16 protein-coding genes and 1 pseudogene are annotated in these 13,149 nt (G+C 71.6%); 5 read left to right on the top strand and 12 right to left on the bottom strand.

Annotated elements, in window-relative coordinates:
• Positions 1-120 precede the first annotated feature (120 nt).
• The 7 genes from nuoF to QM638_RS14070 all read right to left on the bottom strand — a co-directional run bounded on the left by nuoF (position 121) and on the right by QM638_RS14070 (position 6,333).
• Positions 121-1,428: an NADH-quinone oxidoreductase subunit NuoF gene (gene nuoF / locus QM638_RS14040; RefSeq protein WP_415142708.1), complete on the bottom strand. Its 1,308-nt coding sequence runs from the start codon at positions 1,426-1,428 to the stop codon at positions 121-123.
• The gene (nuoE, locus tag QM638_RS14045) at positions 1,425-2,219 is read right to left on the bottom strand and encodes an NADH-quinone oxidoreductase subunit NuoE (RefSeq protein WP_415142710.1); all 795 of its coding nucleotides are present in this window, start codon (positions 2,217-2,219) and stop codon (positions 1,425-1,427) included. The genes nuoF and nuoE overlap by 4 nt, the downstream gene beginning before the upstream one ends.
• Positions 2,220-2,256: 37 nt before the next feature.
• Positions 2,257-3,564 carry an NADH-quinone oxidoreductase subunit D gene (locus tag QM638_RS14050; protein ID WP_415142712.1) on the bottom strand — a complete coding sequence of 436 codons (1,308 nt, stop codon included), beginning with the start codon at positions 3,562-3,564 and terminating at the stop codon, positions 2,257-2,259.
• On the bottom strand, positions 3,561-4,262 hold the full coding sequence (locus QM638_RS14055) for an NADH-quinone oxidoreductase subunit C (RefSeq protein ID WP_415142714.1): 702 nt from the start codon (positions 4,260-4,262) through the stop codon (positions 3,561-3,563). Before QM638_RS14055 ends, QM638_RS14050 begins: the two co-directional genes overlap by 4 nt.
• On the bottom strand, positions 4,259-4,813 hold the full coding sequence (locus tag QM638_RS14060) for a NuoB/complex I 20 kDa subunit family protein (RefSeq protein WP_415142715.1): 555 nt from the start codon (positions 4,811-4,813) through the stop codon (positions 4,259-4,261). The genes QM638_RS14055 and QM638_RS14060 overlap by 4 nt, the downstream gene beginning before the upstream one ends.
• 127 nt (positions 4,814-4,940) lie before the next feature.
• Positions 4,941-5,297, bottom strand: a complete 357-nt coding sequence (locus tag QM638_RS14065; RefSeq protein WP_415142717.1) for an NADH-quinone oxidoreductase subunit A — start codon at positions 5,295-5,297, stop codon at positions 4,941-4,943.
• A gap of 94 nt (positions 5,298-5,391) precedes the next feature.
• Positions 5,392-6,333, bottom strand: a complete 942-nt coding sequence (locus QM638_RS14070; protein ID WP_415142719.1) for an EamA family transporter — start codon at positions 6,331-6,333, stop codon at positions 5,392-5,394.
• A gap of 71 nt (positions 6,334-6,404) precedes the next feature.
• On the opposite strand from QM638_RS14070, the gene QM638_RS14075 reads away from it, so the two are divergent.
• Positions 6,405-7,298 carry a LysR family transcriptional regulator gene (locus QM638_RS14075; RefSeq protein WP_415142721.1) on the top strand — a complete coding sequence of 298 codons (894 nt, stop codon included), beginning with the start codon at positions 6,405-6,407 and terminating at the stop codon, positions 7,296-7,298.
• A gap of 33 nt (positions 7,299-7,331) precedes the next feature.
• Here QM638_RS14075 and QM638_RS14080 read toward each other — a convergent pair whose 3' ends face one another.
• Positions 7,332-8,021 (bottom strand): demethylmenaquinone methyltransferase, encoded by a 690-nt coding sequence (locus tag QM638_RS14080; protein ID WP_415142723.1) that lies wholly within the window; start codon positions 8,019-8,021, stop codon positions 7,332-7,334.
• A 9-nt stretch (positions 8,022-8,030) separates the two neighbouring features.
• Positions 8,031-8,624 carry a hypothetical protein gene (locus tag QM638_RS14085; RefSeq protein WP_415142724.1) on the bottom strand — a complete coding sequence of 198 codons (594 nt, stop codon included), beginning with the start codon at positions 8,622-8,624 and terminating at the stop codon, positions 8,031-8,033.
• 215 nt (positions 8,625-8,839) lie between these two features.
• On the opposite strand from QM638_RS14085, the gene QM638_RS14090 reads away from it, so the two are divergent.
• Positions 8,840-10,120, top strand: coding sequence for an isochorismate synthase (locus QM638_RS14090; RefSeq protein ID WP_415142726.1), 1,281 nt, complete (start codon positions 8,840-8,842; stop codon positions 10,118-10,120).
• 1 nt (position 10,121) lies between these two features.
• On the opposite strand, the gene QM638_RS14095 is transcribed toward QM638_RS14090, so the two are convergent.
• Together QM638_RS14095 and QM638_RS14100 are read right to left on the bottom strand one after the other, a co-directional pair.
• Complete coding sequence (locus QM638_RS14095; RefSeq protein ID WP_415142728.1) at positions 10,122-10,418, bottom strand: YciI family protein; 297 nt, start codon at positions 10,416-10,418, stop codon at positions 10,122-10,124.
• Entirely contained in the window at positions 10,418-11,065 is a 648-nt protein-coding gene (locus QM638_RS14100; RefSeq protein WP_415142729.1) for an MBL fold metallo-hydrolase, read from the bottom strand. The genes QM638_RS14095 and QM638_RS14100 overlap by 1 nt, the downstream gene beginning before the upstream one ends.
• Positions 11,066-11,141: 76 nt before the next feature.
• On the opposite strand from QM638_RS14100, the gene QM638_RS14105 reads away from it, so the two are divergent.
• The 3 genes from QM638_RS14105 to QM638_RS14115 all read left to right on the top strand — a co-directional run bounded on the left by QM638_RS14105 (position 11,142) and on the right by QM638_RS14115 (position 12,631).
• Positions 11,142-11,654: a DUF1697 domain-containing protein gene (locus QM638_RS14105; RefSeq protein WP_415142731.1), complete on the top strand. Its 513-nt coding sequence runs from the start codon at positions 11,142-11,144 to the stop codon at positions 11,652-11,654.
• Positions 11,655-11,777: 123 nt separating this feature from the next.
• A complete protein-coding gene (locus tag QM638_RS14110; protein ID WP_415142733.1) occupies positions 11,778-12,149 on the top strand; it encodes an ArsR/SmtB family transcription factor in 372 nt (123 codons plus the stop codon).
• Positions 12,146-12,631 carry an SRPBCC family protein gene (locus QM638_RS14115; RefSeq protein WP_415142735.1) on the top strand — a complete coding sequence of 162 codons (486 nt, stop codon included), beginning with the start codon at positions 12,146-12,148 and terminating at the stop codon, positions 12,629-12,631. The genes QM638_RS14110 and QM638_RS14115 overlap by 4 nt, the downstream gene beginning before the upstream one ends.
• Here the strand turns inward: QM638_RS14115 and QM638_RS14120 are convergent.
• Positions 12,616-13,149 (bottom strand): annotated as a pseudogene (locus QM638_RS14120) (MFS transporter); the annotation flags it as partial. The gene QM638_RS14115 and the pseudogene QM638_RS14120 overlap by 16 nt on opposite strands.

A 13,149-nucleotide genomic window follows, 5' to 3' on the forward strand; every position in this document is an offset into this window, starting at 1 on the left:
GGCGCCCGGTCCCGGCCTGGCCGGCGCCGGAGGGGTAACACGTCGTTCGGGCAGGTAGCAGCCTGCTGCAGCGGGCTGCTACCTGCCCGAACAGCGTGTTACCCCGATGAGAGCGACCCATCACGGCTGACTCCAAGCGGTCGAGGCGGCCGGGTCGAACGGGCAGCCGCCGTGCTCCAGGTGGGCCAGGTACTCCTCGCGGAAGTACCTGATCGAGCTGGTGATCGGACTGGTGGCGCCGTCGCCGAGCGCACAGAACGAGCGGCCCAGGATGTTGTCGCACTGGTCGAGCAGCAGGTCGAGATCGTCGGGGCTGCCCTGCCCCTTCTCCAGCCGCTCCAGCACCTGCACCAGCCACCAGGTGCCCTCCCGGCACGGGGTGCACTTGCCACACGACTCGTGCTTGTAGAACTCCGTCCAGCGCAGCACCGCGCGCACCACGCAGACGCTGTCGTCGAAGATCTGCAGCGCCCGGGTGCCGAGCATCGAGCCGGCCGCGGCGACGCCCTCGAAGTCGAGCGGCACGTCGAGCTGCTCGCCGGTGAACAGCGGGGTGCTGGACCCGCCGGGGGTCCAGAACTTCAGTTGGTGACCCTCGCGGATGCCGCCGGCGAGGTCGATCAGCTGGCGCAGGGTGATGCCGAGCGGCGCCTCGTACTGACCGGGGCGCCGTACGTGCCCGGAGAGCGAGAAGATGCCGAACCCGGCCGACTTCTCGGTGCCCATCGAGGAGAACCAGCTCGCCCCGTGGCGCACGATGCTGGGCACCGAGGCGATCGACTCGGCGTTGTTGATCACGGTCGGGCTGGCGTAGAGCCCGGCGACGGCGGGGAACGGCGGCCGCAGCCGCGGCTGTCCGCGGCGACCCTCGAGCGAGTCGAGCAGAGCCGTCTCCTCGCCGCAGATGTAGGCGCCGGCCCCGGCGTGGACGACGAGCTCGAGACGGTAGCCGGAGCCGTGGATGTCCTCCCCCAGGTGTCCCGCCGCATAGGCCTCGCGGACCGCGGCGCGCAGCCGGCGGACCACGTGCAGCACCTCGCCGCGGACGTAGATGAACGCGTGCTCGGCGCGGATCGCGTAGGAGCTGAGGATCACCCCCTCGATCAGGGTGTGCGGGCTGGCCATCATCAGCGGGATGTCCTTGCACGTGCCCGGCTCGGACTCGTCGGCGTTGACCACCAGGTAGCGCGGCTTGGGGCTCTCCGGGTCGTCGGGCGGCAGGAAGCCCCACTTCATCCCGGTCGGGAACCCGGCGCCGCCACGGCCGCGCAGACCGGCCTCCTTGACCATGGCGACGATGTCCTCGGGCGCGGAGGCGAACGCGGTGTCCAGCGCCGCGTACCCGCCCTGCGCGGTGTAGGCCTGGATCTTCCAGGCCTCCTCGTCAGCCCAGTTCGCGGTCAGCACCGGGGTGAGGGTGTCGGTCATGCCGGATCCCCCCTCGTCTCGTCGGCCCTGACCTCGTCTGACTGCGCCTCGTCCGCCACCGTCTCCGACTCGGCCCGGCGGGTGTCGGCCTCGGCGACCGCCTGCTCGGCGCTGTCCGCGCCCTTGACCGCGCCCTCGACGGCGCCGCCGGCGGTCGCCGGCGGCGCCGTCCAGCCGTGCTGCCTGGCGATCTCCAATCCGACCAGCGAGGCCGCGCCCGCCGCCGGGCCCTCGTCGGCCAGGCCGTCCTCGAAGCCGGCCAGCACCCGTTCGGCCTCGCGCCAGGAGGTGATCCGCGCGCCCCGGGAGGCCCGCACCTCGCGGCCGGCCCGCAGGTCGTCGACGAGTCGTACGGCGGACTCCGGGGTCTGGTTGTCGAAGAACTCCCAGTTGACCATCATCACCGGTGCGTAGTCGCAGGCGGCGTTGCACTCGACGTGCTCCAGGGTGATCTGGCCGTCCTCGGTGGTCTCGTCGTTGCCCACCTCGAGGTGCTCGCGGAGCCGGGCGAAGATGGCGTCGCCGCCCATCACCGCGCACAGCGTGTTGGTGCAGACCCCGACGTGGTGGGTGCCGACCGGGTGCTTGAAGTACATCGTGTAGAACGTCGCCACCCCGCTGACCTCGGCGGCGCTCAGCCCGAGCACGTCGGCGCAGGCCTGGATCCCCTCCCGGGTGATCCGGCCCTCCACCGACTGGACCAGGTGCAGCATCGGCAACAGCCCGCTGCGGGCCTGTGGATAGCGGTCGGCGATCTCGCGGAGCTCGTCGTGGACCTCGGGCGCCAACATCAGCCACGCTCCTCACGGGATCGGCGTGCGGTGTCGTTCATCGGTCGACGCCTCCCATCACCGGGTCGATCGAGGCGATCGCGACGATCACGTCGGCCACCATGCCGCCCTCGCTCATCACGCTGGTGGCCTGCAGGTTGGTGAACGACGGATCCCGGAAGTGGACCCGGTAGGGGCGGGTGCCGCCGTCGGAGACCACGTGCGCGCCCAGCTCCCCCCGCGGCGACTCGATGGCGGCGTACGCCTGGCCCGGCGGCACCCGGAAGCCCTCGGTGACCAGCTTGAAGTGATGGATGAGGGCCTCCATCGACTCGCCCATGATGTGCCGGATGTGGTCCAGCGAGTTGCCCTGGCCGTCCGTGCCCACCGAGAGCTGAGCGGGCCAGGCGATCTTCTTGTCCGCCACCATCACCGGCGCGCCCTCGAGATCGTGCAGTCGCGCCGCCGCCTGCTCCACGATCCGCAGCGACTCCCACATCTCCGCGAGCCTGACCCGGAACCGGCCGTAGGAGTCGGCCGTGTCCCAGGTGATGACGTCGAAGTCGTAGTCCTGGTATCCGCAGTAGGGCTGGGTCTTGCGCAGGTCCCAGGGGTAGCCGGTCGAGCGCAGGATCGGCCCGGTCAGCCCGAGCGCCAGGCAGCCCTCGAGGTCCAGGTGACCCACGCCCTCCAGGCGACCCCGGAAGATCGGGTTGGCGTTGCACAGGTCTGCGTACTCGGGCAGGCGCTTCTTCATCAGCGCGATGAACGAGTCGATCTCGTCCAGGGCGCCCTCGGGCAGGTCCTGGGCGACGCCGCCGGGCCGGATGAAGGCGTGGTTCATCCGCAGCCCGGTGATGGTCTCGAACAGGTCGAGGACCAGCTCGCGCTCGCGGAAGCCGATCGTCATCACCGTCAGCGCGCCGATCTCCATGCCACCCGTCGCGATGGCGACCAGATGGGAGGAGATCCGGTTGAGCTCCATCAACAGCACCCGCATCACCTGGGCCTTCTCCGGCACCTCCGCGCCGATGCCGAGCAGCTTCTCGGTGCCGAGCACGTAGGCGGTCTCGTTGAACAGCGGGGAGAGGTAGTCCATCCGGGTGACGAAGGTCGTCCCCTGGGTCCAGGTGCGGAACTCCAGGTTCTTCTCGATGCCGGTGTGCAGGTAGCCGATGCCGGCGCGGGCCTCGGTGACGGTCTCGCCCTCGAGCTCCAGGATCAGGCGGAGCACGCCGTGGGTGGAGGGGTGCTGCGGACCCATGTTGACCACGATCCGCTCGTCCTTGGCCTCGCGGATCTCGTCGGTCAGGTCGTCCCAGTCCTCACCGGTGACGGTGAAGACGCGGTCCTCGGTGGTGCTCACTGGTAGTTCCTCCGCTCGTCCGGCGGCGGGATGGTGGCGCCGTGGTACTCGACCGGGATGCCACCGAGGGGGTAGTCCTTGCGCTGCGGGTGGCCGGGCCAGTCGTCGGGCATCAGGATCCGGGTCAGCCCGGGGTGGCCGTCGAAGACGAGGCCGAACATGTCGTAGGCCTCGCGCTCGTGCCAGTCCAACGTCGGATAGACCGAGACCCCACTGGGCAGGTGCGGGTCGGCGTCGGGCGCGGCGGTCTCGACCCGGACGCGGCGGTTGTAGGTCATCGAGAGCAGGTGGTAGACCGCGTGCAGCTCGGCGCCCCGGTCGGCCGGGTAGTGCACCCCGTCGACGCCCGAGCAGAGCTCGAAGCGGAGGTCGTCGCGCAGCGTGCGCAGCGCCTCGATCAGCCGGTCGCGCGGGATCCGGAAGGTGATCTCGCCGCGGTGCAGCACGACCTGGGCGCCGTAGGGGGCCAGCGGTTCGGCCACCTCGTCGAACCAGCCGCCGTACGGCGGCGTGGCGATGTCGCGGGGATCGCTGCCGGGCTCCGGGGTCACTCGCACCAGCCCGCCGTAGCCGCTGGTGTCACCGGTGCCCTGGACGCCGAACATGCCCTGCTGACCCGGCCGACCCTGCTGACCCGGCCGACCCGACTGGCCGGGGACCTGGTCGGACCCGCTCGGCGGCGGAGGCGTCTGACTCATCGCAGCAGTCCTTGCTGGTCGATCAGCGGGAGCCGGCGCAGGCCCTCTCCCTCCTCCTCCAGCACGGCGGCCCGGGCGTCGCTGCCCAGCGGCATGTGCTGGATCTTGTCGTGCAGCTTGAGGATGGCGTCGATGAGCATCTCCGGGCGCGGCGGACAACCGGGCAGGTACATGTCGACCGGTACGACGTGGTCGACCCCCTGCACGATGGCGTAGTTGTTGAACATGCCACCGGAGCTGGCGCACACGCCCATCGCCAGCACCCACTTGGGGTTGGCCATCTGGTCGTAGATCTGGCGCAGCACCGGCGCCATCTTCTGGCTGACCCGGCCGGCGACGATCATCAGGTCCGCCTGCCGGGGACTGGCCCGGAAGACCTCCATGCCATAGCGGGACAGGTCATATCTCGGCCCGCCCGAGGTCATCATCTCGATCGCACAGCAGGCCAGGCCGAACGTCGCCGGCCACAGGCTGGCCTTGCGCATGTAGCCGGCCAGGCCCTCCACGGTGGTGAGCAGGACGCCGGAGGGGAGCTTCTCTTCCAAGCCCATCAGTCGGTCACCTCCCCGAGGTCTGAGTACGTCCGGGTGCGGGCGGGGCGGAGGAGCCACGGCGACCGTGGAGCGACGCGGGTCGCCGAGCGACCAGAACACAGGCGGCGTGCGCGCATCATGGCGATCAGTCCCAGTCCAGGCCGCCGCGTCGCCACACATAGGCGTAGGCGACGAAGACGGTGAGCAGGAAGAGACCCATCTCGGCCAGCCCGAACCAGCCCATCGCGTCGAACCGGATGGCCCAGGGGTAGAGGAAGATGATCTCGATGTCGAAGACGATGAAGAGCATCGCGGTGATGTAGTACTTCACCGGGAAGCGACCGCCGAGCGCCTGCGGGGTCGGCTCGATGCCGCATTCGTAGGAGTCGAGCTTGGCGCGGTTACGCCGTCGCGGGCCGGTCTGGCTGCTCATCACCACCGAGCCGACGGCGAAGACGGCCGCCAGGGCCGCGAGGACGAGGATGGGCACGTACAGATGCATCTCGCCTCCTTGGACCCATCGGACCTGGACCTCGGACTTTGTGAATCCGCTCACATACGGGTCAAGACTCATCCTGCCACTCCCTGACAGAGTGTCAAGCACGATCCGCGACGGCGTCGACGGATCTGCCCGCGCCGGTCGGCACCACGAGATCCTGGTCGGCCCCGGGCGTGTTCCGGCGCGCCGTACGACTCCCCCAGAGCACGCCGGCGACCACCGCCGCCGCACCCAGGATCTCGCCCGGCCCGAGGGACTCGCCGAGGACGACCCACGCCGTGCTCATCCCGACCACCGGCACCAGCATGGAGAACGGCGCCACCACGCCGGCCGAGTGCCGAGCCATCAGCCAGGCCCACAGTCCGGAGCCGACCAGGGTGCCGATCACGACGGTGTAGGCGAGCCCGGCCAGGGCCGGCAGTGCGTGTGGGTCGGACCAGCTGGTCAGCGACTCTGCGATCCGGTGCGGGCCCTCGATGAGCAGCGAGACCGCGAGCATCGGCAACGGCGGCACCACCGACATCCACAGCATCAGCCGCCACGGATCCTCGGCCTTGGCGCGGGCGTTGCACTGGTTGCCGATCGCCCAGCCCAGACCGCCCGCGAGGACCAGCAGGAAGGGCCCGAGCGCGGCCTGGTCGGCACGCCCGACCAGGGCCAGGCCCGCGGTGGCGATCAGCAACCCGGCCAACTGCCGGCCGCTCACTCGGTCACGGAAGACGATCGCGCCGAGCATGACGGTGAACGGCGCGGAGGACTGGAGCACCAGCGAGGCGAGACCCGCCGGCATCCCGACCGCCATGCCCCAGTAGAGGAAGACGAACTGGAGCGTGCCGAACCCGATCCCGTAGCCGATCAGCCAGCGCAGCTCGACCTGGGGGCGCGGCACCGCCACCAGCGTCGGCACGGCGATCAGGGCGAACCGCAGCGCCACCAGGAACATCGGCGGGAAGTAGGTGAGGGAGGCGTCGATGGCGAGGAAGTTCAGGCCCCAGCAGACGGCGACGCCGACGGCGATCAGGCGGTGGGTGGCGGGCACGGCTCCATCCTGGCGGAATCGATTGTGAAGGACCAGCGAATCTTTACGAACCATCCATGTAGCCTTCCTACATGGAAGCTCGTCATCTGCTGCTGCTGCGGGATCTCGCCGAGCGGGGCAGCGTCACCGCCGTCGCGGCTGCCACCCACCGCACCGCCTCGGCGGTCTCGCAACAGCTGCGGACCGCGAGCCGCGAGCTCGGCACGGTGCTCGTCGAGCCGGACGGACGCGGGCTGCGGCTGACCGAGGCCGGGCGGCTGCTCGCCGACGGCGGCGCCGAGGTCGCCGCCGCTCTGGAGCGGGTCCAGGCCCGCTGGGACGCGTTTCGCGGCGCTCCCAGCGGGCGGGTGCGACTGGCCTGTCTGCCGAGCGCGGCGGCGTTCCTGCTGCCCGAGGCGCTTCACACCCTCGGGGCCGAGGGGATCGACCTGGTCTGCACCGACGTCGACGTGGCCGAGGCCGCCTACGCCGGCCTGGTCGGCGACCACGACCTGGTGCTCGCGCACAGCCTGACCCGAGGCGCTCCGGCCGGCACCGAGGGACTGCTCACCCGGCGGATCGCCCGCGAGCCGCTCGACATCGCGATGCGGGCGGGCCACCCGTTGGCGGCCCGGGAGCGGCTGCGCCCGACGGACCTGATCGCCCCGGAGTGGTACGGCGTCCCGCTGGGCTATCCGTTCGATGCCGTCCGGCTCGCCGTGGAGGAGGCGACCGGCCGACGGGTCCGCGTGGTCCAGCGGCTGCGCGACAACCGGCTGATCGAGGCGCTGGTCACCGGCAGCGACCGGATCGCGGTCCTCCCCCGGTTCACCACCCCGACCGACGGCCGGCTCCAGCTGCGGCCGGTGGTCGGCATCGCCACCGCTCGCTACGTCTATGCGGTGGCCCGCCCGGACAAGGCCGAACGGCTCGCCGTACGACGGGCGCTGGAGGTGTTCGCCCAGGTCGGTGCCGCGGCCGGGTAGCCCGGTGGCCCGGCCGGCACCTCGGACCGGGCCTCAGGCGGTCGCCCGGTGCAGGGCGACGATGCCACCGGACAGGTTGCGCCACCGCGGTCCGGTCCAGCCGGCCGCGGACAGCAGGCCGGCCAGGCCGCGCTGGTCGGGCCAGGCCCGGATCGACTCGGCAAGGTAGACGTAGGCGTCCGGAGAGGACGAGACCGCGCGAGCGATCGGCGGCAGCGCGCGCATCAGATACTCCACGTACAGGGTGCGGAACGGCTTCCAGGTCGGGTGGCTGAACTCGCACACCACGATCCGGCCGCCGCGGCGAGTGACCCGGCGCAACTCACGCAGCCCCGCCGCCGGGTCGGCGATGTTGCGCAGCCCGAACGAGATGGTGACCGCGTCGAAGGTGCCGTCCCGGTAGGGCAGCCGGGTGCCGTCACCCGCCGTGAACGGCAGCTCCGGCCTGGCCCGCTTGCCCACCGCGAGCATGCCCAGGGAGAAGTCGGTCGGCACCACCACCGCGCCCGCGTCGGCGAACGGCTGCGAGGACGTGCCGGTGCCGGCCGCCAGGTCGAGCACCCGCTCCCCGGGCCGGGGGTCCACCGCGGCGATGACCGCCCGGCGCCAGCGCCGGTCCTGGCCCAGGGAGAGCACGTCGTTGGTGAGGTCGTAGCGACGCGCGACCGCGTCGAACATCCTCCGTACGTCGCCCGGCTGCTTGTCGAGCTCTGCGCGTGTCACGACAGGCGACTACGCGACCTTGTCCCAGACCTCGTCCACGATGCCGGCGAGCTCCGTCGTGGACGAGGTGCCCTGGGCATCGATGGTCAGGTCGGTGGAGCTGCGCCGGCACTCGACGCTGTTGCTGCCGGTCGAGGAGCTGGTGACCGTGTAGCAGACGACGTCGCCCTTCTTCTGGAACGTCCCGCCGGTGCCCGGCAGCCAGCCGCTGCCGCCGGCCCGCTGGGCCTGGACCAGGACCGTCTCGAGGTCGTCGTTGACGTAGACCCGGTAGGAGGTCGCCGCCCCGGTGGCGGTCTGCGTCTTCTTCCCCTCCTTGCGGACCAGGTCGCCGGCCTCGGACCGGAAGGAGGTGATGGTCGACTTCGAGACCTGGCCCGCCTTCTCGATGGCGGTGAAGGAGGAGGACAGGTCGGCGGCCTTGAAGTCCTTGCCCACGGCGTCGGGCAGGGTGATGGCCGTCTTCGAGAGCACCGAGGCGTCGGCGTCGTTGCCGAGCCAGCGCGGCAGGCCGACGGCGAAGACCACGAACAGGGCGAGCGCGATCACGCCGATGGTGATGCCGTTCTCCACGACGAAGGACTGCTGCTTCTCGTTGCTCACGTGCTCTCCTGCGGTTCGGGCCTGCTCGGCCGGCCGACGCGTCACTGCCACTCGTGCCGCGCCCGGGGCGACGCTACCCGGACAGGCTGAGAATCCGGCAACCGGGGCTCGCCGCGCAGGGCCGCCGGTCGCGCGGTCCGCGGCCGCAGAGTCGGCGCCCGAGTCGTTGACCACACCGGCGCCGTCGGCCACGCCGGGTCGCGTACTCTCGACGGGTGACCCACCCCGAGGTGAGCCTGGTGGCGCATACCACCCGCCTGGACCCCGCAGCCGCCACCGACCTGTTCGACCTCCTCCCCGAGGACCATCCGGTCACCTGGGTGCGACGCGGGGAGGGCCTGGTCGGCTGGGGGCAGGCGGCGGTGTGCCGCACGGCCGGCCCGGCGAGGTTCACCGACGCGAGCAAGTGGTGGACCGAGCTGGTCGCCCGCGCGGCGGTGAGCGACGAGGTCGACGAGCCGGGCAGCGGACTGGTGGCCTTCGGCTCCTTCGGGTTCGCCGACGCCCCGGGTGACTCGGTGCTGGTGGTGCCGGAGGTGATCGTCGGCCGCCGCGGCGACCGGGCCTGGCTGACGACCGTCGGCCCGGCGCCCACCCCGCCGCCGGCACTGACTCTGGCTCCGGCTCCACCATTGGCTCCGCGGCGGACGGCGACCGCCCCGCCGAGCGACGTGGTCTTCTCCGACGGCGCGGTCGACGGCGAGACCTGGATGTCGGTGGTGGCCGAGGCGGTCAGCCGGATCGAGTCCGGGGCGCTGGAGAAGGTGGTGCTCGCCCGCGAGCTGATCGCGACCGCGACCGCGCCGGTCGACGTACGTCACCCGCTGCGGCGGCTGGCGGCGGCCTACCCGATGTGCTGGACCTTCCACGTCGACCGGCTCTTCGGCGCGACCCCCGAGCTGCTGGTCCGCCGGGAGCGCGGCCTGGTCACCTCGCGGGTGCTGGCCGGCACCATCCAACGGACCGGAGACGACGAGCACGACCTCGCCCTGGCGGCCGCGCTGGCACGCTCCAGCAAGGACCTGGAGGAGCACGAGTACGCCGTCCGGTCGGTCGCCGACGCGCTGGAGCCGCACTGCTCCTCGATGAACGTGCCCGAGACGCCGTTCGTGCTGCACCTGCCGAACGTGATGCACCTGGCCACCGACGTCGCCGGGGTGGCCCGGGACGCGACCAGCTCACTCGACCTCGCGGCCGCGCTGCATCCCTCGGCCGCCGTCGGCGGCACTCCGCGCGAGGCCGCGGTGGCGCTGATCGCCGAGATCGAGGGCATGGATCGTGGCCGCTACGCCGGCCCGGTCGGCTGGGTCGACGCCGTCGGCGACGGCGAATGGGGCATCGCGCTCCGCTCGGCCGAGCTGGCCGCCGACGGTCGCACCGTCCGGCTCTTCGCCGGCTGCGGCGTGGTCGGCTCCTCCGATCCCACCCAGGAGCTGGCCGAGTCGCAGGCCAAGCTCGTGCCGGTCAGGGATGCGCTCGCCGGGCTCAACCCTTGACTCAACCGTTGAGCAGGCCCGCCTTGGTGCCCAGCACGACGTTCCAGGTGGTCACCGAGCGCTCGGCTATCACCCCGGCGATGCGGAACGGGTCCTCGTCGAGCACCGCCTCGATCTCGGCCGGCTCCCCCGCGAAGACGAGCAGCGCACCGCCGTCGTCGGTCGGCCCGGAGAGCAGCAGGTTGGGCTGGCGGCCGAGGAAGGCGCGATGCTCCGGGCGGACGCGGTTCTGCGTCTCGAGGTCGTCGTCGTAGCGGTAGGTGACGGCCACCGTCGACGTCGGGGGCAGGGTCGGCATCAGAGGTCCTCTCCGTCGGCGAGCCGGCGATAGCCGAGCTCGGCGGGAAGCAGTGCGGCGGCGTGCTGGTCGAAGGTGGCCGAGCCGGCCGGCGAGTAGACCCGGTCGTGGATGGCGATGTTCGTGCGCGCCCCCACCCGGCGGGCGAAGTCGATCAGCTCGCGCGAGGCCGCCCACGGCGCGCTGACCGGCAGGAAGAGCACGTCGAGCGCTCCGGCCGGCTCGCCGCCCACGCCGTCGAGGGCGTCGCCGGGGTGGAAGACCCGCATGCCGCCGGCCTCGATCAGATAGCCCGAGTTGTCGAAGTGCGGGAGCTCGGCATGGATGATCGCATGCTTCTGGTTGACCGCCCGCACGTCGAAGCCGGCCGCGGTGAACCGCTCCCCCGGCACGACGGTGGTGGTCATCTCGGCCACCTCGGGAGCCTCGGTGGCGATCTTGGCCGCCACCGCCGCGATGGTGAAGACGGGGGCGTCGATCGCCTTGACCAGGTCCGGGGAGTAGTGGTCGGCGTGCTCATGGGTGATGAGCACCGCGTCGACGCCCTCGGCCACCTCGGGACCGGCGAAGATGCCGGGGTCGACGAGCAGGGTGTGATCCCCCTCGGAGATCCGGACGCAGGCATGGCCGAACTTGGTGATCCGCACGGAGTCGACAATACGACTCGAGAATGCGGGCCGAGGCCGTGGGTCGAGCAGGGTCCGGCGCGATAGCGTCGGCCTCGTGACCAGCTTCGTGGCACTGCTCCGCGGCGTGAACGTCGGCGGCATCAAGGTGCCGATGGCCGACCTGCGCGAGCTCGCCGCCGGCCTCGGACTCGACGACGTGCGGACCGTGCTGGCCAGCGGCAACCTCCTCTTCACCCACGACGGTGCCGATGCGGTCGAGCTGCGCAGGATGCTCGAGGAGGCGCTGACCGAGCGGTTCTCGTACGCCGCGACGGTCTTCGTGCTGCCCCGCGACACCCTCGCCGCGCAGGCGGCCGCCTACCCGTATCGGCCACGCGAGGGTTGGCACGACTACCTGATGATCGTCGACGACGCCGAGGTGCTGGCCGAGCTGGTCGCCGTACCGACCGCTGCAGGGGAGCAGACCGCGGCCGGCGACGGCTGCCTGTACTGGCAGGTGGAGCGCGGTCTGACGCTGACCAGCCCGGTGGGCAAGGCGTCGGGCGTACGCCGGGTGGCGCAGCACGTCACGAATCGGAACCTGAACACCATCCGCAAGCTGGTGTGAGGGCACCGCCCGCCGCGGACGGTGCGCCCCCCCGGACCGTCCGCCAGCTTATTCAACCTTCTGGTTGACAAGGACCGCGGGGCGCCGTACGGTCTTACTCAACCGAATGGTTGAGGAATGGACATGACCGAGGACCGGCTCTCCCGAGCCTTCGCCGCGCTCGCCGACCCGACCAGGCGTGACCTGGTCGCCCGGCTCACCGATGGCGACGCCACCGTCGGTGAGCTGGCGGCGCCGTACGACGTCAGCCTGCAGGCCGTCTCCAAGCACCTCAAGGTGCTGCAGGAGGCCGGCCTGATCACCCGGAGCCGGGAGGCGCAGCGACGTCCGGTGCATCTCGAGGCGGAGGTCCTCGACCTGATGACCACCTGGATCGAGCGCTATCGCCAACGGGCCGAGGAACGGTTCAGCCGGCTCGATCGGGTGCTCGATCGGTTGCACGACGCGGACGGGGCCACCGGCGGGTCGGCCACCGGAGAGGAGAATGCATCATGACGAACCGGACGAGCATCGAGGCCGGCGAGGACGCCCCCACGATCACCATCACCCGGGAGTTCGACGCGCCACGCGAGCTGGTCTGGCGCGCGTCGACCGAGCCCGAACTGGTCACGCAGTGGATGGGCCCGCGCGAGGTCACCATGACGATCGGCCACTGGGACTGCCGGACCGGAGGCTCGTGGCGCTACACCGCGGGGCGCGCGGGCGATCCGGACTTCACCGCGTTCTACGGCAGCTTCCACGAGATCCGCCCGCCCGAGCGCGCCGTCCAGACGTTCACCTGGGTGGGTGCGCCGGACGGGGTCAGCCTGGAGACGATGACGCTCAGCGAGCTGCCGGGCGGGCGCACCCGCATGGTCGGGGTCTCGGTGGTGGAGTCCTTCGAGGTCCGCGACATGATCCTGGCCAGCGGGATGGAGAAGGGCGTGGTCGAGGGGTACGAGCAGTTGGACGAGGTGCTGGCTCAGCTCGACCGGTGAGCCTGGGCCGCGCCCGCCGCCCGGCGGCACAGGACGCCGAGGGCCACGACCAGCATCACCCCGGCGGCCACCAGGAGTGCGGACCGGAACCCGTCAAGGAAGGCGACCCGTGCCGAGTCGGCGACCGACGGGCCGAGGTGGAGCGCCAGCGCGGCCGACGCACGAGCCTGGCCGGCCACACCGGCGGGTACGCCGTGCAGCGCCAGATGAGCGCGGTAGACGGACTGCATCACGCTGCCCAGCACGGCGATCCCGAGAGCGCCGCCGAGCTCGCGCGCCAGGTCGTTCATCGCCGAGCCGACCCCCTGCTGCGCGCGGGCGAGCGACGTCGTGATGGCCGAGGTGGCCGGCGTCATCGCCAGTCCCATGCCGGCACCGAGCGGGATCAGGCCGACCAGCAACGGCCAGTAGGAGCTGTCCGCGTCCAGACGCGAGAGCCAGGCCATCGCGGCGGCGGCGAGCAGCAGGCCGACCGCCGAGGCGGCGCCGGTCCGGGCCGCGAGCCGGGGCGCGAGCAC

The organism is Nocardioides sp., assembly GCF_047606145.1.
Taxonomy (GTDB): Bacteria; Actinomycetota; Actinomycetes; order Propionibacteriales; family Nocardioidaceae; genus Nocardioides.

Coding starts and splice junctions, on each gene's coding strand:
- nuoF (WP_415142708.1), bottom strand. CDS start 1,428: ATGACCGACACCCTCACCCCGGTGCTGACCGCGAACTGGGCTGACGAG.
- nuoE (WP_415142710.1), bottom strand. CDS start 2,219: ATGTTGGCGCCCGAGGTCCACGACGAGCTCCGCGAGATCGCCGACCGC.
- QM638_RS14055 (WP_415142714.1), bottom strand. CDS start 4,262: ATGAGTCAGACGCCTCCGCCGCCGAGCGGGTCCGACCAGGTCCCCGGC.
- QM638_RS14060 (WP_415142715.1), bottom strand. CDS start 4,813: ATGGGCTTGGAAGAGAAGCTCCCCTCCGGCGTCCTGCTCACCACCGTG.
- QM638_RS14065 (WP_415142717.1), bottom strand. CDS start 5,297: ATGCATCTGTACGTGCCCATCCTCGTCCTCGCGGCCCTGGCGGCCGTC.
- QM638_RS14075 (WP_415142721.1), top strand. CDS start 6,405: ATGGAAGCTCGTCATCTGCTGCTGCTGCGGGATCTCGCCGAGCGGGGC.
- QM638_RS14095 (WP_415142728.1), bottom strand. CDS start 10,418: ATGCCGACCCTGCCCCCGACGTCGACGGTGGCCGTCACCTACCGCTAC.
- QM638_RS14110 (WP_415142733.1), top strand. CDS start 11,778: ATGACCGAGGACCGGCTCTCCCGAGCCTTCGCCGCGCTCGCCGACCCG.
- QM638_RS14115 (WP_415142735.1), top strand. CDS start 12,146: ATGACGAACCGGACGAGCATCGAGGCCGGCGAGGACGCCCCCACGATC.